This window comes from Mycobacterium sp. NGS27, from assembly GCF_059813005.1.
Genome location: NZ_JCALDT010000002.1, coordinates 235,159 through 251,385, shown reverse-complemented (window position 1 = coordinate 251,385; position 16,227 = coordinate 235,159). Strand labels below are relative to the sequence as shown.

Here is a 16,227-nt window from a genome sequence, read left to right as displayed (position 1 = left end):
CGAGTCAGCCATGGCGCGCCAACGCTCGCTGCAGCTGGAGGAACGCGGTGTAGTTGGCGACGACTTCCACCGTTCCCGGCGGGCACGATGCGATCGCGGCGACGGTGTCGTGCACCAGGGTGTGCTCCACGCCCGCATACCCGAGGCGCACCGCCAGGTCGGTGCCGCGCTCGCCGGCGGCCACGACTTCCGTCTCCTCGAAGTGCTCGAATCGCACATCCCAGAGCCACGACAGGTCTTCCCCGTCGGGCACCTGGCCGTTGACCGAGATGACCACCCCGGCCGCATGCTTGTCCACCATCGACAGCGCCTCCTGCCAGCCGGCCGGATTCTTGGCCAGCAGGATGCGCACCTCGTGCGCGCCGACGCGGACGGTCCGATAGCGCCCGGCGACCTCGTCGACCGTCGAGACCGCCGCCACCGCCGACGCGGGATCGGCGCCCAACGCGACCGCGGCCGCGACGGCCTGGGCGGCGTTGCCCCGGTTGACCGCGCCGGGCAGCGCCAACCGCATCGGCACGGCCAGGCCGTCGGGCCCGTAGAGGGTGTCGTCGTCGAACCACCATTGCGGGCTGGGCCTTTTGAAGTCCGCACCCGTGGAATACCAATGACCCCGCTCGCGGACGATGACCTCGCCGCTGCGCGGGCAGCTGACCGAGTCGTTCGACCACGAACCGCCCGCGGCCACCCACACCACGTTCGGGCTGTCGTACGCCGCGGACGTCATCAGCACGTCGTCGCAGTTGGCCACGACGACCGCCCCGGGGTGCCGGGCCAGGCCCGCGCGCAGGGTCCGCTCGATGACGTTGATCTCGCCGACCCGATCCAGCTGGTCGCGCGAGAGGTTGAGCAGCACGACGACGCTGGGTTCGACGGCATCGGAGACGTGCGGGACGTGCATTTCGTCGACTTCGAGGGCCGCCAGGGGTGCATTGCGGTTGGCCGCCAGCGCCGCGACCAGGCCGGCGTCCATGTTGGCGCCCTCGGCGTTGGTGGCAACCGCACCCAGCGTCGCCAGCGCGGCCGACGTCATCCTCGTGGTGGTGGACTTGCCGTTGGTGCCGGTGACGATCACGGTGCGCCGTCCGGCGGCGAGTTGCCGGAGAACCGAGCGGTCCAGCGTCATCGCGATGAGCCCGCCGATCATCGCCCCGGCCCCGCGTCCGGTCACCCGCGACGCCCAGCGCGCGCTCGCTCCTGCGGCGAGCGCCAGACGGGCGCGGGTGGTAATCACCCGGGAAGTTTAAGGGCGGCGGGTCGCCCGCATCGAATTCCGGGCGATCGCAAGCGCGGCGTTGGCGCCGGGCGCGGCGGGTCGCCCGCATCGAATTCCGGGCGCCCGCATCGAATTCAGCCCGACACGACCCGCAGCGAACGGGCGATGTCGGTCGGCCGTGCCATCCTCAGTGCATGAGCGGGGCTTCCTGGGGTCGGCCGGCCAGCGAGCCGGACGCGGGCTGGGCCGTCGTCGACGTCGAGACCTCGGGCTTTCGGCCGGGTCAGGCACGGATCATCAGCGTTGCGGCGCTCGGCCTGGACCCCGACGGCAACGTGGAACAGTCGGTGGTCAGCCTGCTCAACCCCGGCGTGGACCCTGGCCCCACCCACGTGCACGGCCTGACCGCCGCAATGCTGGAAGACCAGCCGCAGTTCGCCGACATCGTCGGTGATGTGGCCAAGCTGCTGCGCGGCCGCACGCTGGTAGCCCACAACGTGGCTTTCGACTATGCGTTTCTTGCCGCCGAAGCCGAGCTGGCCGACACCGAGCTGCCCGTCGACAGTGTCATGTGCACCGTCGAGCTGGCCCGACGGCTCGACCTCGGCATCGACAACCTACGGTTGGAGACGCTCGCGGCGCACTGGGGCGTCACCCAGGAGCGCCCCCACGACGCCTTCGACGACGCGATGGTGCTGACCCACGTGCTGGCCTCGGCGCTCAAGCTGGCCCGCGCGGGCGACATCTGGTTGCCGATACATCCGGTGACCCGGCGCCGCTGGCCCAACGGCCGCGTCACCCATGACGAGCTGCGACCGCTCAAGGTGCTGGCGTCCCGGATGCCCTGCCCGTATCTCAACCCGGGCCCCTACGTGGGCGGCCGACCGCTCGTGCAGGGCATGCGGGTGGCGCTGGCGGCCGAGGTCGGCCGCACCCACGAGGAACTCGTGGAACGCATCCTGCACGCCGGGCTGGCCTACACCGAGGCCGTCGACCGGGAGACCTCGCTGGTGGTCTGCAACGATCCCGCGCCCGAGCAGGGCAAGGGCTACCTCGCCCGGCAGCTGGGGGTGCCGGTGATCGGCGACGCGCAGTTCATGGACTGCGTGGGCGCCGTCATCGGGGGCACCAGCATGGACGAATTCACCGACGCCAGCACCCTGGACCAGCAGCTGGCGCTGTTCTGATCAGCCGCGAGCGGCGCGGTTGACCGCCGAGACGACCGCGCGCAGCGACGCGGAGGTGATCGACGGCGCGATGCCGACCCCCCAGACCGTGCGACCGTCGACCGACGCCTCCACGTAGGCGGCCGCCTGCGCGTCGTCACCGGCGCTCATCGCGTGCTCGGAGTAATCCAAGACGGCCACGTCGAAACCGACACCGCCCAGCGCGTGGACAAATGCGGCAAGTGGGCCGTTGCCCTCCCCGCTGATCTCGGTCTCCGCGCCGTTGATCTTGACGGTCGCGGTGAGGCGGGTGACGCCGCTGTCGTCCTCGGAAGCGTCGACGCGTTGTTTCATCCGCTCCAGCGGCACCACCGGCGCCAGATACTCCTCGGAGAAGGCGTCCCACATCTCCTTGGGGCTGACCTCGCCGCCTTCCCCTTCACTGATCTTCTGGACCACCTGGGAGAACTCGATCTGCAGCCGCCGCGGCAGCGCCAGGCCGTGATCGGCCTTCATGATGTAGGCCACGCCGCCCTTGCCGGACTGCGAGTTGACCCGGATCACCGCCTCGTAGGTGCGCCCGACGTCTTTGGGGTCGATCGGCAGGTACGGCACCTGCCACAGCATGTCGTCGACGTCGGAGTCCGCGGCGTCCGCGTCGATCTTCATCTGGTCCAGGCCCTTGTTGATGGCGTCCTGGTGGCTGCCGGAGAACGCGGTGTAGACCAGGTCCCCGCCGTAGGGGTGACGCTCGTGCACCGGCAGCTGGTTGCAGTACTCGACCGTGCGGCGGATCTCGTCGATGTTGGAGAAGTCGATCTGCGGGTCCACGCCGCGGGAGAACAGGTTGAGCCCCAGCGTCACCAGGCAGACGTTGCCGGTGCGCTCGCCGTTGCCGAACAGGCAGCCCTCGATGCGGTCGGCACCAGCCTGGTAGCCCAATTCGGCTGCGGCAACGGCGGTTCCGCGGTCGTTGTGCGGATGCAGGCTCAGGATGACCGATTCCCGGTTGGCCAGGTTGCGGCTCATCCACTCGATCGAGTCGGCGTAGACGTTGGGTGTGGCCATCTCCACCGTCGCGGGCAGGTTGAAGATGATCGGGTTGTCCGGCGTCGGCGCGATGATTTCGCCGACGGCGTCGCACACCTCTTTGGCGTACTGAAGCTCGGTGCCGGTGTAGGACTCCGGCGAATACTCGAACCGCCACCGCGTGCCCGGGTGCTTGGCGGCTTCTTCGACGCACTTGCGCGCACCCTCGGTCGCGATGGCCTGTACGGCGGCCCGGTCGGCGCGAAAAACGACGCGGCGCTGCAGGATCGAGGTCGAGTTGTAGAAGTGCACGATGGCCTGCGGCGCACCGTCGCACGCCTCGAAGGTGCGCTCGATCAGTTCCGGCCGGCACTGGGTCAGCACCTGGATGGTGACGTCGTCGGGGATGGCGCCGTCGGTGATGATCTCGCGGACGAAGTCGAAGTCGGTCTGGCTGGCCGACGGGAATCCCACTTCGATTTCCTTGTAGCCCATGCGAACCAGCAAGTCGAACATGCGGCGCTTGCGCGCCGGGCTCATGGGATCGATCAGCGCCTGGTTGCCGTCGCGCAGATCCACCGCACACCACAGCGGCGCATGAGCGATGACGCGGTCGGGCCACGTGCGGTCGGGCAGCCGGATGGGCTCGACCTCATCGGCGAAGGGGCGGTACCGATTGACCGGCATCGACGAGCCCCGCTGCGGGTTCCACGCGGGTTGTCCGGGCGCCGAGGGGCCCGCGGGCTGAACGATGGTTCGCGTCGAGCTGAATGCGTCGGGATTGGAAGTCACGGTAGTTGCTCCGGGGGATTCAGAAGGGAACTTCAGACCGGCGCATCGCGAACACCCGCGACGGGAAGCCGGTCTGGATCAGACCCCGTCGCGGCGTCCGAGGAGGAGCACCCGCTGCACGTCCCAGACTTTACCGCTTTTGGCGCATTGGCAAAAATTGCGCCGAGACCGCGGCGAATGCGCATGACGGGGTGCAGCGGTATCGCGACGTAAATCACCATGCGGTGGCACGTATTCTGTTGTGGACTTATACCCGAAATCGTCAAATGCCGAGGCCGGAGAGGCAGGAATAACGTGGCGCTCGTCGTGCAGAAGTACGGCGGATCCTCAGTGGCGAACGCCGACCGGATCCGGCGGGTGGCCGAGCGCATCGTCGCTACCAAGAAGCAGGGCAACGACGTAGTAGTCGTCGTCTCAGCGATGGGCGACACCACCGACGACTTGATGGATCTGGCCCACCAGGTGTGCCCGGCGCCGCCACCGCGCGAACTCGACATGCTGCTGACCGCCGGTGAGCGAATCTCCAATGCATTGGTCGCGATGGCGATCGAATCGCTGGGTGCGCAGGCGCGCTCGTTCACCGGTTCGCAGGCCGGGGTGATCACCACCGGCACGCACGGCAACGCCAAGATCATCGACGTCACCCCGGGACGGCTGCGGACCGCGCTGGACGAAGGGCGCATCGTGCTGGTCGCCGGATTTCAGGGTGTCAGCCAGGACACCCGGGACGTGACCACGCTGGGCCGCGGCGGCTCGGACACCACGGCGGTGGCGCTGGCCGCGGCGCTGCACGCCGACGTCTGCGAGATCTACACCGACGTCGACGGCATCTTCAGCGCTGACCCGAGGATCGTGCACAACGCTCGCAAGCTGGACACGGTCACTTTCGAGGAAATGCTCGAGATGGCGGCGTGCGGCGCCAAAGTTTTGATGCTGCGCTGCGTGGAATACGCACGCCGCTACAACATGCCGGTGCACGTCCGGTCCTCCTATTCGGAAAACCCAGGCACCATCGTCGTCGGATCGATCAAGGACATAGCCATGGAAGACCCCATCCTGACCGGAGTCGCGCACGACCGCAGCGAGGCCAAGGTGACCGTTGTCGGCATTCCCGACATCCCCGGATACGCCGCTCGGGTCTTCCGGGCGCTCGCCGATGCCGACGTGAACATCGACATGGTGTTGCAGAACGTCTCCAAGGTCGAGGACGGCAAGACCGACATCACCTTCACCTGCTCGCGCGACAGCGGACCCACCGCGGTGGCCAGGCTGGACGCGCTCCAGGACGAGATCGGGTTCAGCCAACTGCTTTACGACGACCACGTCGGCAAGGTGTCGCTGATCGGGGCGGGCATGCGCAGCCACCCCGGGGTCACCGCCACCTTCTGTGAGTCCCTGGCCGAGGTGGGCGTCAACATCGAGCTGATCTCCACGTCCGAGATTCGCATCTCGGTGCTGTGCCGCGACACCGAACTAGACAAGGCCGTTGTGGCGTTGCACGAGGCGTTCGGGCTCGGCGGCGAGGAGTCGGCGACGGTGTACGCGGGGACGGGTAGATAAATGGTTGCCATTGGAGTTGTGGGCGCTACCGGCCAGGTCGGCCAGGTGATGCGCCGGTTGCTCGACGAGCGGGATTTCCCCGCGACGTCGGTGCGGTTCTTCGCGTCGTCGCGCTCGCAGGGCCGCAAGCTGGAATTCCGCGGCCAGGAGATCGAGGTCGAGGACGCCGCGACGGCGGACCCTACCGGCCTGGACATCGCGTTGTTCTCCGCCGGCAAGACGATGTCGCTGGTGCAGGCGCCGCGATTCGCCGCGGCCGGCGTGACGGTGATCGACAATTCCTCGGCCTGGCGCAAGGACCCGGAAGTGCCGCTGGTCGTCTCCGAGGTGAACTTCGACCGGGACGTCCGGGACGCCCGCTCGCTGACCAAGGGCATCATCGCCAACCCGAACTGCACCACGATGGCCGCGATGCCGGTGCTCAAGGTGCTGCACGAGGAAGCCGGGCTGCAACGCCTGGTGGTGTCCAGCTATCAGGCCGTGTCCGGCAGCGGGATCGCCGGGGTCGAGGAGCTGGCGACGCAGGCGCGCGCGGTCATCGACGGCGCCGAGCAACTGGTGCACGACGGCGGTGCGGCGCAGTTCCCGCCGCCCACGACCTATGTGGCGCCGATCGCCTTCAACGTGGTGCCGCTGGCCGGATCGCTGGTGGATGACGACTCGGGTGAGACCGACGAGGACCAGAAGCTGCGCCACGAGAGCCGCAAGATCCTCGGCATTCCCGACCTGGCCGTCAGCGGCACGTGCGTGCGGGTACCGGTGTTCACCGGCCACTCGCTGTCGATCAACGCCGAATTCGCGCGGCCGCTGTCGCCCCAGCGGGCCCGCGAGCTTCTGGACGGCGCGCCCGGCGTCAAGGTGGTCGACGTGCCGACCGCGCTGGCGGCCGCCGGCGTCGACGAATCCCTGGTCGGCCGGATCCGGCGCGACCCCGGGGTGCCCGACGGCCGCGGCCTGGCACTGTTCATCTCCGGTGACAACCTGCGCAAGGGGGCGGCGCTGAACACCATCCAGATCGCCGAGCTGCTGGCCGCCCAGCGGTGACAAGCGGGTGAGCACCACCCATACTCGCTTGGCCGCGCGGTGCTCATTGTTCGCCGCGGTGTGTTTGGTTCTGCCGCAATGGTTTAGCGTCGCGCACGCCGACCCGGCGGCGCCGGCCCCCGAGCCCGTGCTGCAGCCGCTGGCGCCCGGTCAGGTGTTGCGCATCGGTCCCAGTGCCGGAACCGGCACGCCGACCGTGGATTACGGCATTGGCGCGACAGACCTGTGCGAGTTCGTCGAGTTTCCCGCCGAATTGCTCCAGGTCTGCGGCGACAGCTTCGCCGGGCAGGGGGTCGGATTCGGCGGTTGGTACGCACCCGTGGCGCTGCGCGTCGACACCGCTTCCGTCGACGACCCCGCCGGGGTGCGCTACACCGGGGTGACCGGCATCAACAAACCGTTGCTCGCCGAGCCCACCCCGCCGGGAGCCTCGCAGCTACCGGCAGGTGTGGTGCAGATCAACCGGCGCAACTACCTGATGGTGACGACGACCAAGAACCTCGAGCCGCAGACCTCACGGCTGGTGACCGCCGAACCGGCGCGCGCGGGCTGGCAGACGATCCCGGGATCCAAGCGACCCGCGTCGTACCAGGGCGGCTCGCAGACGCAGATCAGCGGCTACTACGACCCGATTCCCACGGCGGACTCACCCAGCGGGTGGGTGTACATCGTCGCCGACAGTTTCACCCGCAGGTATCCGGTGCTGCTGTATCGGGCCACGCCGCAGACGTTCACCGACCGGTCGCGGTGGCAGGGCTGGGCGGTGGGGCCGGGCGGGGGCTGGGGCAAACCGCCGACGCCGCTGTGGCCGGACGCGGTGGGCGAGTTGTGCATTCGGCAGATCGACGGCAAGGCCGTGCTGTCCTATTTCAATGCCGTCACCGGCAACATGGAGGTCCGGGTGGCCAACGATCCGACGTCGCTGGGCGACGCGCCGGTCACCACGGTGGTGCAGCACGACGAGTGGCCCGAGCCGGCGGAAAGCCTGCCGCCGCCCTACGACAACCGGCTCGCGCAACCGTATGGCGGTTATATCTCCCCCGGTTCGACGCTCGACGAGCTGCGAATCTTCGTGAGCCAGTGGGACACTCGGGCGCGGGTCGCCGCGCCGTATCGGGTGATCCAGTTTGCGGTCAACCCGCTGCAGCCCGAGTAGCGGCCTTTCCAATTGGCCTGTTAAGGCCGCGCTGCGCCGGGTCACGCGGACCCGTTTCATGCGCTGAGCGGGACTTTTAGTTCACAGCTGCTACATAAGTAGCGCATAGCGGCCACTACTGTTAACGGCTTCATCATTTGTCTCATGAGTGAAACATCTGAAACCCCCACTGTGCGGCACTCGACCGCAACTGCGCCGGCCGCCGCGGAAGCGGCGGCGGCCTACCGGGCCCCGCGGGTCTTCCAAATCGCCGCGTGGGTCGCCATCGTCGCCGGGATCGTGTTCATCGTCGCGGTCATTTTCTTCACCGGCTTCATCCTCGGCCACCGCGGCGGGCATCACGGCCACCACCACAAGCACCACCACGCGATGATTCACCACCGCGGTCCGGGCGGACCCGGAAACTTCGGTGGCCCAGGCGCACCGGGTGCGCCGGGTGGTCAGGGTGGACAGAACGGACAGAACGGTCCGGGAGCCACCACCGCGCCTCCGACCCCGTCGGGCGTTCGCCCCAGTGGCATGGCCCCGGGTCAGCTGCCGCCGTCGGTCTTGCACTCGGCCGCCGCGCTGGGACAGGTTCCGAGCGTCATCGTTTTGACCAACTGAATCCCTTGTCAACCAGTGGCCCGGCGCTTCACGAGCGCCGGGCCGCCTGTTGTTTGCGGTCACCGACACTGACCGCCGCATCTCGATTCGCCACATTTTTGTCGCCGAACCCTGTTAGAGCACAGGTGTGCGGGGCAATATGGCAAGGCATGAGCGAGACACCCGAACCACGAGATGAGCCGACCACCGAGGCGACGCCAGCCGCATCAGTCGCCGGGCCACCGTCGCAACCACCCCCGCACCGGGTGACACCGCCGCGGCTCTACACGGCGGCGGCCTGGGTGGTGATCGTCGCCGGCGTGGTCTTCATCCTTACGTCGCTGTTCTTCGTCGGTGCCTTCATTTGGAAGCACCAGCACCCGTGCCAGCATCACCACGGCATGTTCCACCCCGGCGGCCCCGGCAATCCCGGGCCGGGCAACGGGCCCTGGGGACCTGGCGGCCCCGGCGGCGGCTACGGACCGTATTACGGCGGACCCGGTGGTCCGGGACCCGACAACGGACCGGGGGGATATGGGCCCGGCGGGCCCGGGTTGATCGTTCCGATGCCCCCGAGCGGTCCGGGCGGTCCCGGCGGACCGCATGCCGGCCCGGGCGTCAGCGGCCCCGGACAGCCGCCTGCCAGCGCGCCCCCCGGCGCGCCCGCGCCGCGTCCTTGATAGCGCTCACTTAAGCCACGCCCGGAATGGGTACTAACCCGTAGTGGGCCGACCGAGAGTTGCCCGCATTTTCGTGGCCACATCAAGATGAGGAGACACCGGGTTGCGGGTCGGAAGATCCGGGGCGTTCAACACCACAATGAGAATGCTTGCTGTGCGGGCAGATTCGGCGAGGCGGTGTGCGACTTCGGATACTGCGGCCTTCAGCCGGTGACGAGGAGAGAGCGTAATGACGGAGCGTTTCACGACCAATGACGCCGGTATCGCTGCGCCGAGCGACGATCAGTCGCTGACGATCGGCCCAGACGGCCCGATCCTGCTGCAGGACCACTACCTGATCGAGCAGATGGCGATGTTCAACCGCGAGCGCATCCCGGAGCGTCAGCCGCACGCAAAAGGTGGTGGCGCGTTCGGTCAGTTCGAAGTGACCAATGACGTCAGCCAGTACACCAGGGCCGCCGTTTTCCAGCCCGGCACCAAGACCGACATGCTGGCCAGGTTTTCCACCGTCGCCGGCGAGCGGGGCAGCCCGGACACCTGGCGCGACCCGCGTGGCTTCGCGCTGAAGTTCTACACCAGCGAAGGCAATTTCGACCTCGTCGGCAACAACACCCCGGTCTTCTTCATGCGCGACCCGTTGAAGTTCCAGCACTTCATCCGCTCCCAGAAGCGCTTGCAGGCAAGCAACGTTCGCGACCACAACATGCAGTGGGACTTCTGGAGTCTTTCCCCGGAGTCGGCGCATCAGGTGACCTGGTTGATGGGCGACCGGGGAATCCCCAAGACCTGGCGCAACATGAACGGCTACAGCAGCCACACCTACAGCTGGATCAACGCGGCCGGCGAGATCTTCTGGGTGAAGTACCACTTCATCACCGATCAGGGCATCGAGTTCCTGACCCAGGAGGACGCGGACCGGTTGGCCGGCGAGGACGGCGACTACCACCAGCGCGACCTGTTCGAGTCGATCGAACGCGGGGATCACCCGAGCTGGACGCTGAAGATGCAGATCATGCCGTACGAGGAAGCCAAGGATTACCGGTTCAACCCGTTCGATCTGACCAAGGTGTGGCCGCACGGCGACTACCCGTTGATCGACGTCGGCCGGATGACGCTGAACCGCAACGTCACCGACTATCACGCCGAGATCGAGCAGGCGGCATTCGAGCCGAACAACACCGTGCCCGGCACCGGCTTGAGCCCGGACAAAATGCTGCAGGCGCGGGGCTTCTCGTACTCCGACGCGCATCGCGCCCGACTGGGGACCAACTACCGGCAGATCCCGGTCAACACCCCCAGAGTCGAGGTGAACAGCTACTCCAAAGACGGGGCGATGCGGATGAACAACGTCTCCGACCCCGTTTATGCGCCCAACTCCTATGGTGGGCCGCACGCCGACCCGGCACGCGCCGCCGAGATCCGCTGGCATGCCGACGGTGACATGGTCCGGTCGGCGTACACGCTGCACGCCGAGGACGACGACTGGGGGCAGGCCGGCACCATGGTCCGCGAAGTCCTCGACGACGCGGCCCGGGAACGCTTGGCGGGCAACATCATTGGCCACGTGTCCCAGGGTGTGAAGGAGCCGGTGCTGTCGCGGGTGTTCGAGTACTGGCGCAACGTCGACCCCGACCTCGGGAAGAAGGTCGAGGACGGCGTCCGGGGCAACGGGGGCTGACCGCACGTCCGTGCGCCTGGCATGATCGCTGCATGACCATGCGGGTTCGCGCCACCGCGATCACCGTCGCCCTGGCCATCGCGGGCGCGGCCGCCCCTCCAGTGGCGGCAGCGCGCCCGTCGGAGCCGGGCGTGGTGAACTACGCGGTCCTGGGCAAAGGCTCGGTCGGCAACATCGTCGGCGGACCCATGGGGTGGGAGTCGGTCTTCACCCAGCCCGGGCAAGGCGACTGGGTGGACCTCCCGGAGTGCAACAACTGGGCCGACATCGGCTTGCCCGAGGTGTACAACGATCCCGACCTGGCCTCGTTCAACGGAGCCCTCACCCAGACGTCGGCCACCGACCAGACACATCTGGTCAAGCAGGCCGTCGGGGTGTTCGCCACCAATGAGGCCGCGGGCCGGGCTTTTCATCGGGTGGTGGATCGAACGGTGGGCTGTTCGGGACAGACGACCGCGCTTCACCTGGACAACGGCAGCACCCAGGTCTGGTCTTTCGACGGTGGGCCGGCCGGCCCCGCCGACGAGAACTGGACCAAGCAGGAGGCGGGCACCGACCGCCGGTGTTTCAATCAAACCAGGCTGCGCGAAAACGTGTTGCTGCAGGCGAAAGTGTGCCAATCCGGCAACGCCGGGCCCGCGGTGAACGTGCTGGCCGGGGCGATGCAGAACGCCCTGGGTCAATAATCGGCCGATTTGGGTATCCGTCTTCCCCGTGCACGCGCAGGTGCGAGAAGGGAATATGTCGGGGTCATCTGATAGATGAAGCACTAGACGAAGTTGTGCCGATTATCGTTCGATTGGCTGCCGCAGGGAAGCGGTCCGCAAGTCCATGTTCCGGCTTGCCCGGACCCGAAGGGATCGTGATATGACGTTCGCGCCGATCACCTCCGCGGCTTCGCAGTCGGAGTCGCGGGTGGCCGGCGCTGACCCCGCCCCGCAGCTGGACGTCGCCGAGCTGGCCGACTCCGCGGCCGTCGCGCAGTACATCGCCGACGGATGTCTGGTGGACGCCCCGCTGGGCCGTATCGGCCTCGAGCTGGAGGCCCATTGCCACGACCCGGCCGACCCGCACCGCAGACCGGGGTGGAACGAGATCGCCGCCGTGCTCGACGCGCTCCCCGCGTTGCCCGGGGGCAGCAGGATCACCGTGGAGCCGGGCGGCGCCGTCGAACTGTCCGGGCCGCCGGCCGACGGCGTGCTGCCGGCCATCGACGCCATGCGCCGCGATCAGGCCGTGCTGCAGCCGGCGTTTGCTGAGGCCGGGCTGGGCCTGGTCTTCCTCGGCGCCGACCCGCTGCGTCCACCCAGGCGCATCAACCCCGGCGCCCGGTATCGCGCCATGGAGCGCTTCTTCGCGACCAGCGAGTCGGGGGACGCGGGTGCCGCGATGATGACGTCCACCGCATCGATCCAAGTCAATGTGGACGCTGGGCCGCGGGACGGCTGGGCGGCGCGAGTGCGCCTGGCACATGCCTTGGGGCCCACCATGATCGCGATAACGGCGAACTCGCCGATGCTGGGCGGTGAATTCACCGGCTGGGTGTCGAGCCGGCAGCGAGTGTGGGGTCGGATGGACTCGGCGCGCTGCGGACCCATCTTGGGGGCGAGCGGTGATGACCCGGGCACCGACTGGGCCCGGTATGCGCTCAAGGCCCCGGTGATGCTGGTGCACAACCCCGACGCCGAGGCCGTCACGTATTGGGTGCCCTTTGCCGACTGGGTCGACGGCCGCGTGTTGCTCGCGGATCGCCGGCCCAGCGTCGCTGACCTGGAGTATCACCTGACGACGTTGTTCCCGCCGGTGCGGCCCAGGCAGTGGCTGGAGATCCGGTATTTGGACAGCGTGCCGGACGCGTTGTGGCCCGCTGTGGCGTTCACCCTGGCGGTCCTGCTCGATGACCCGGCCGCGGCCGACATCGCGGCCGAGGCGGTCGAACCGGTTGCCACCGCCTGGGATACCGCCGCCCGGGTGGGGCTGCGGGATCGGCGGCTGTATGCGGCGGCCAACGCCTGCGTGGCCGTCGCCGCCGCGAAAGCCCCGGCCGAGCTGGGTGATTCGATGCAGCGGTTGGTCCGCCTTGTCGACCGGGGCCGCTGCCCCGGCGACGAGTTCTCCGACCAGGTGATCGAGCACGGCCTCGCGCCAACGGTGGCGCGACTGGCTCAAGGAGAGCTGTGACGTCTCCTGATGATTCCGACCCGCTGCGCCCGGTCCCCCGCAAGCGGGTGGGGGCACCTCCCGCTCGCGGGGGAGTGCCCCCAGCGCCGCGCTTGCGGTCGTCATGCCGGGAGGGCATCGCCCAGGACTTGGCGCGGGCGCGCACGCGGACGTTGCGTCTGGTCGAGTTCGACGACGCGGAGCTCTGCCGGCAGTACGACCCGTTGATGAGTCCGCTGGTGTGGGACCTCGCGCACATCGGCCAACAGGAAGAGCTGTGGCTGTTGCGCGGTGGTGATCCCGCGCGGCCCGGGATGTTGCCGCCGGCGGTCGAGGGGCTCTACGACGCCTTCGTGCACTCCCGCGCCAGCCGCGTCGACCTGCCGCTGCTGTCGCCGGACAAGGCGCGGGCATATTGCCGAACCGTGCGGTCCGCCGTGCTCGACGCGCTCGACGTGCTGCCCGACGATCCCGCCGGCGACGAGGCGGCCTTCGTGTACGCGATGGTGGTCAGCCACGAAAACCAGCACGACGAAACGATGCTGCAGGCCCTGAACCTGCGCAGCGGCACACCGCTTTTGCGAGACGCCCCGGGGCTACCGGGCGGCCGGGCGGGATTGGCCGGCACGTCGGTGCTGGTGCCCGGCGGCGAGTTCGTGCTCGGTGTGGACGCCGCCAGCGAACCGCACTCGCTGGACAACGAGCGTCCGGCCCACGTCGTCGACCTGCCCGCCTTCCGGATCGGGCGGGTTCCCGTCACCAACGGCGAATGGCGCGGGTTCATCGACGACGGCGGCTACGACCAGCCGCGGTGGTGGTCGGAGCGCGGCTGGCAGCACCGCCAGGGCGCGGGCCTGACCGCGCCGCAGTTCTGGAGTTCGGACGGCACGACTCGCACCCGATTCGGCCACGTCGAGGACATTCCCGCCGACGAACCCGTCCAGCACGTCAGCTATTTCGAGGCCGAGGCCTATGCGGCCTGGGCCGGTGCGCGGTTGCCCACCGAGATGGAATGGGAGAAGGCCTGCACCTGGGACCCGTCCACCGCGACCCGGCGCCGCTACCCCTGGGGAGAGCGCAAACCGGACGAGACGCTGGCCAACCTGGGCGGCACCGCGTTACGGCCCGCGCCCGTCGGCGCCTACCCCGGCGGCGCGTCGGCGTACGGGGCCGAGCAGATGCTCGGCGAGGTCTGGGAGTGGACCGCCTCCCCGCTGCGGCCCTGGCCCGGGTTCGTCCCGATGCTCTACGAGCGTTATTCGCAGCCCTTCTTCGACGGCGATTACCGGGTGCTGCGCGGCGGCTCGTGGGCGGTGGAACCCGGCATCATCCGGCCGAGTTTCCGCAACTGGGACCACCCCTACCGGCGCCAGATCTTCTCCGGCGTCCGGTTGGCGTGGGACGTCCCCGAGGCCCGGGGTCGCGCCTGATGTGCCGGCACCTGGGCTGGCTGGGGGCCGACGTCACGGTTTCCTCGTTGGCGCTCGAGCCGCCGTTCGGGCTGCGCGTGCAGTCCTATGCGCCGCGCCGCCAAAAGCACTGCCTGCTCAACGCCGACGGTTGGGGCGTCGGGTTTTTCGACACCTCCGCGCAGGGCTCCCCGGAGGGCGGGGCGCCGCGCCGCTGGCGCAGCCAGGCGCCGCTGTGGGGCGACGTGTCGTTCGATTCCATCGCGCCCGCGCTGCGCAGCCACTGCGTGGTGGCCGCCGTGCGTTCGGCCACCGTCGGCATGCCGATCGAGGCCAGCGCGTGCGCGCCGTTCACCGACGGGCAGTGGTTGTTGTCGCACAACGGAATCGTCGACCGAGCCGTGTTGCCGACGACGGCGCGCGCCGAATCGGTCTGTGACAGCGCGATACTGGCGGCCACAATCTTCGAGCGCGGACTCGACGCGCTGGGGCAGATCATCGAAGAGGTCGCCGCGGCCGATCCACATGCCCGGCTGAACATATTGGCCGCCAACGGGTCTCGCTTGTTGGCGACGGCCTGGGGCGACACGCTGTCCATCCTGCGCCGCCGGGACGGCGTGGTGCTGGCCAGCGAACCCTACGACAACGACTCCGACTGGGAGGACGTGCCGGACCGCCACCTCGTCGAAGTCACCGCGAACGGTGTCACGCTGACGCCGCTGGACCAGTCGAGAGGATCTTGATGACGCTGTCGCTGTCGAACCACCTGGCCGCCGACTCGGCGTACCACGCGTTGCGCCGCGACGTGCTGGAAGGCCTGCAGAAGACGCCGAAGGCGTTGCCGCCCAAATGGTTCTACGATTCGGTTGGCAGCGATCTGTTCGATCAGATCACCCGGCTGCCGGAGTACTACCCGACGCGCGCCGAAGCTGAGATCTTGCGCGCCCGTGCGGCCGAGGTCGCATCGGCCAGCGAGGCCGACACCCTGGTGGAATTGGGCAGCGGCACGTCGGAGAAGACGCGGCTGCTTCTGGACGCGCTGCGGGCGCGGGATTCGCTGCGCAGGTTCGTCCCGTTCGATGTCGACGCCGGCATCCTGTCGACCGCCGCCACGGCCATCCAGCGGGAATACGAGGGCGTCGAAATCAGGGCCGTCTGCGGCGATTTCGAAGAGCACCTGACCGAGATCCCCGAAGGCGGGCGACGGCTGTTCGTGTTCTTGGGGTCCACGATCGGCAATCTCACGCCCGGACCGCGCACGGAATTCCTTGCCGCGCTGTCCGCCCAGATGCGGCCCGGCGACAGCCTGCTGCTGGGCACGGACCTGGTCAAGGACACCGGGCGGCTGGTGCGCGCCTACGACGACGCCGCCGGTGTGACGGCGGCGTTCAACCGCAATGTGCTCGCGGTGGTGAACCGGGAACTCGACGCCGACTTCGACGTCGACGCCTATCGGCATGTGGCCCGGTGGAACGCGGCCGAAGAACGCATCGAGATGTGGCTGCGGTCCGATCGTCAGCAGCGGGTGCGGGTCGGTGCTCTCGAGCTGACCGTCGACTTCGACGAGGGTGAGGAGATGCTCACCGAGGTGTCGTGTAAGTTCCACTCCGACAAGGTGACTGACGAATTGGCCGCCGCGGGATTGCGTCGCACCCGGTGGTGGACCGACGAGGCGGGCGACTTCGGGTTGTCGTTGGCCGTGAAGTGACCGGCCCCAGCGCGCTGGCCGAGCGATGGCGGTCAGCCCGCCCG

Annotated in this window: 14 protein-coding genes; 12 read left to right on the top strand and 2 right to left on the bottom strand. The window is 68.6% G+C overall.

What is annotated here, in order from left to right:
* Positions 1-4: 4 nt before the first annotated feature.
* Positions 5-1,234: a MurT ligase domain-containing protein gene (locus AC5Y30_RS05760; RefSeq protein WP_499917152.1), complete on the bottom strand. Its 1,230-nt coding sequence runs from the start codon at positions 1,232-1,234 to the stop codon at positions 5-7.
* 176 nt (positions 1,235-1,410) lie between these two features.
* Between AC5Y30_RS05760 and AC5Y30_RS05755 the strand changes: the two genes are divergently transcribed.
* Positions 1,411-2,403, top strand: coding sequence for a DEDDh family exonuclease (locus AC5Y30_RS05755; protein WP_499917151.1), 993 nt, complete (start codon positions 1,411-1,413; stop codon positions 2,401-2,403).
* On the opposite strand, the gene leuA is transcribed toward AC5Y30_RS05755, so the two are convergent.
* Positions 2,404-4,203 (bottom strand): 2-isopropylmalate synthase, encoded by a 1,800-nt coding sequence (leuA, locus tag AC5Y30_RS05750; RefSeq protein WP_499917150.1) that lies wholly within the window; start codon positions 4,201-4,203, stop codon positions 2,404-2,406.
* A gap of 294 nt (positions 4,204-4,497) precedes the next feature.
* On the opposite strand from leuA, the gene AC5Y30_RS05745 reads away from it, so the two are divergent.
* From AC5Y30_RS05745 to egtD, 11 genes are all read left to right on the top strand, one after another.
* Positions 4,498-5,763 carry an aspartate kinase gene (locus AC5Y30_RS05745; RefSeq protein WP_499917149.1) on the top strand — a complete coding sequence of 422 codons (1,266 nt, stop codon included), beginning with the start codon at positions 4,498-4,500 and terminating at the stop codon, positions 5,761-5,763.
* Entirely contained in the window at positions 5,764-6,807 is a 1,044-nt protein-coding gene (locus tag AC5Y30_RS05740) for an aspartate-semialdehyde dehydrogenase (protein ID WP_499917148.1), read from the top strand. It begins immediately after the preceding gene.
* 7 nt (positions 6,808-6,814) lie between these two features.
* On the top strand, positions 6,815-7,963 hold the full coding sequence (locus AC5Y30_RS05735) for a DUF4185 domain-containing protein (RefSeq protein ID WP_499917147.1): 1,149 nt from the start codon (positions 6,815-6,817) through the stop codon (positions 7,961-7,963).
* 171 nt (positions 7,964-8,134) lie between these two features.
* Complete coding sequence (locus tag AC5Y30_RS05730) at positions 8,135-8,569, top strand: hypothetical protein (RefSeq protein WP_499917644.1); 435 nt, start codon at positions 8,135-8,137, stop codon at positions 8,567-8,569.
* 149 nt (positions 8,570-8,718) lie between these two features.
* A complete protein-coding gene (locus AC5Y30_RS05725; RefSeq protein ID WP_499917146.1) occupies positions 8,719-9,228 on the top strand; it encodes a hypothetical protein in 510 nt (169 codons plus the stop codon).
* Positions 9,229-9,457: 229 nt separating this feature from the next.
* Positions 9,458-10,906 carry a catalase gene (locus AC5Y30_RS05720; RefSeq protein ID WP_499917145.1) on the top strand — a complete coding sequence of 483 codons (1,449 nt, stop codon included), beginning with the start codon at positions 9,458-9,460 and terminating at the stop codon, positions 10,904-10,906.
* A 38-nt stretch (positions 10,907-10,944) separates the two neighbouring features.
* Complete coding sequence (locus tag AC5Y30_RS05715; protein ID WP_499917643.1) at positions 10,945-11,592, top strand: sensor domain-containing protein; 648 nt, start codon at positions 10,945-10,947, stop codon at positions 11,590-11,592.
* A 181-nt stretch (positions 11,593-11,773) separates the two neighbouring features.
* Positions 11,774-13,087, top strand: a complete 1,314-nt coding sequence (gene egtA / locus AC5Y30_RS05710; RefSeq protein WP_499917144.1) for an ergothioneine biosynthesis glutamate--cysteine ligase EgtA — start codon at positions 11,774-11,776, stop codon at positions 13,085-13,087.
* Positions 13,088-13,179: 92 nt separating this feature from the next.
* Positions 13,180-14,496, top strand: a complete 1,317-nt coding sequence (egtB, locus tag AC5Y30_RS05705) for an ergothioneine biosynthesis protein EgtB (protein ID WP_499917642.1) — start codon at positions 13,180-13,182, stop codon at positions 14,494-14,496.
* Complete coding sequence (egtC, locus tag AC5Y30_RS05700; RefSeq protein ID WP_499917143.1) at positions 14,496-15,218, top strand: ergothioneine biosynthesis protein EgtC; 723 nt, start codon at positions 14,496-14,498, stop codon at positions 15,216-15,218. The genes egtB and egtC overlap by 1 nt, the downstream gene beginning before the upstream one ends.
* Entirely contained in the window at positions 15,218-16,183 is a 966-nt protein-coding gene (gene egtD, locus AC5Y30_RS05695) for an L-histidine N(alpha)-methyltransferase (RefSeq protein ID WP_499917142.1), read from the top strand. Before egtC ends, egtD begins: the two co-directional genes overlap by 1 nt.
* Positions 16,184-16,227: the final 44 nt, after the last annotated feature.

Bases quoted from the DNA above. Each gene is read 5' to 3' on its own strand.
- AC5Y30_RS05715 (WP_499917643.1), top strand. From the start codon at position 10,945: ATGCGGGTTCGCGCCACCGCGATCACCGTCGCCCTGGCCATCGCGGGC.
- AC5Y30_RS05740 (WP_499917148.1), top strand. From the start codon at position 5,764: ATGGTTGCCATTGGAGTTGTGGGCGCTACCGGCCAGGTCGGCCAGGTG.
- egtD (WP_499917142.1), top strand. From the start codon at position 15,218: ATGACGCTGTCGCTGTCGAACCACCTGGCCGCCGACTCGGCGTACCAC.
- AC5Y30_RS05720 (WP_499917145.1), top strand. From the start codon at position 9,458: ATGACGGAGCGTTTCACGACCAATGACGCCGGTATCGCTGCGCCGAGC.
- AC5Y30_RS05755 (WP_499917151.1), top strand. From the start codon at position 1,411: ATGAGCGGGGCTTCCTGGGGTCGGCCGGCCAGCGAGCCGGACGCGGGC.
- egtA (WP_499917144.1), top strand. From the start codon at position 11,774: ATGACGTTCGCGCCGATCACCTCCGCGGCTTCGCAGTCGGAGTCGCGG.
- egtC (WP_499917143.1), top strand. From the start codon at position 14,496: ATGTGCCGGCACCTGGGCTGGCTGGGGGCCGACGTCACGGTTTCCTCG.
- AC5Y30_RS05725 (WP_499917146.1), top strand. From the start codon at position 8,719: ATGAGCGAGACACCCGAACCACGAGATGAGCCGACCACCGAGGCGACG.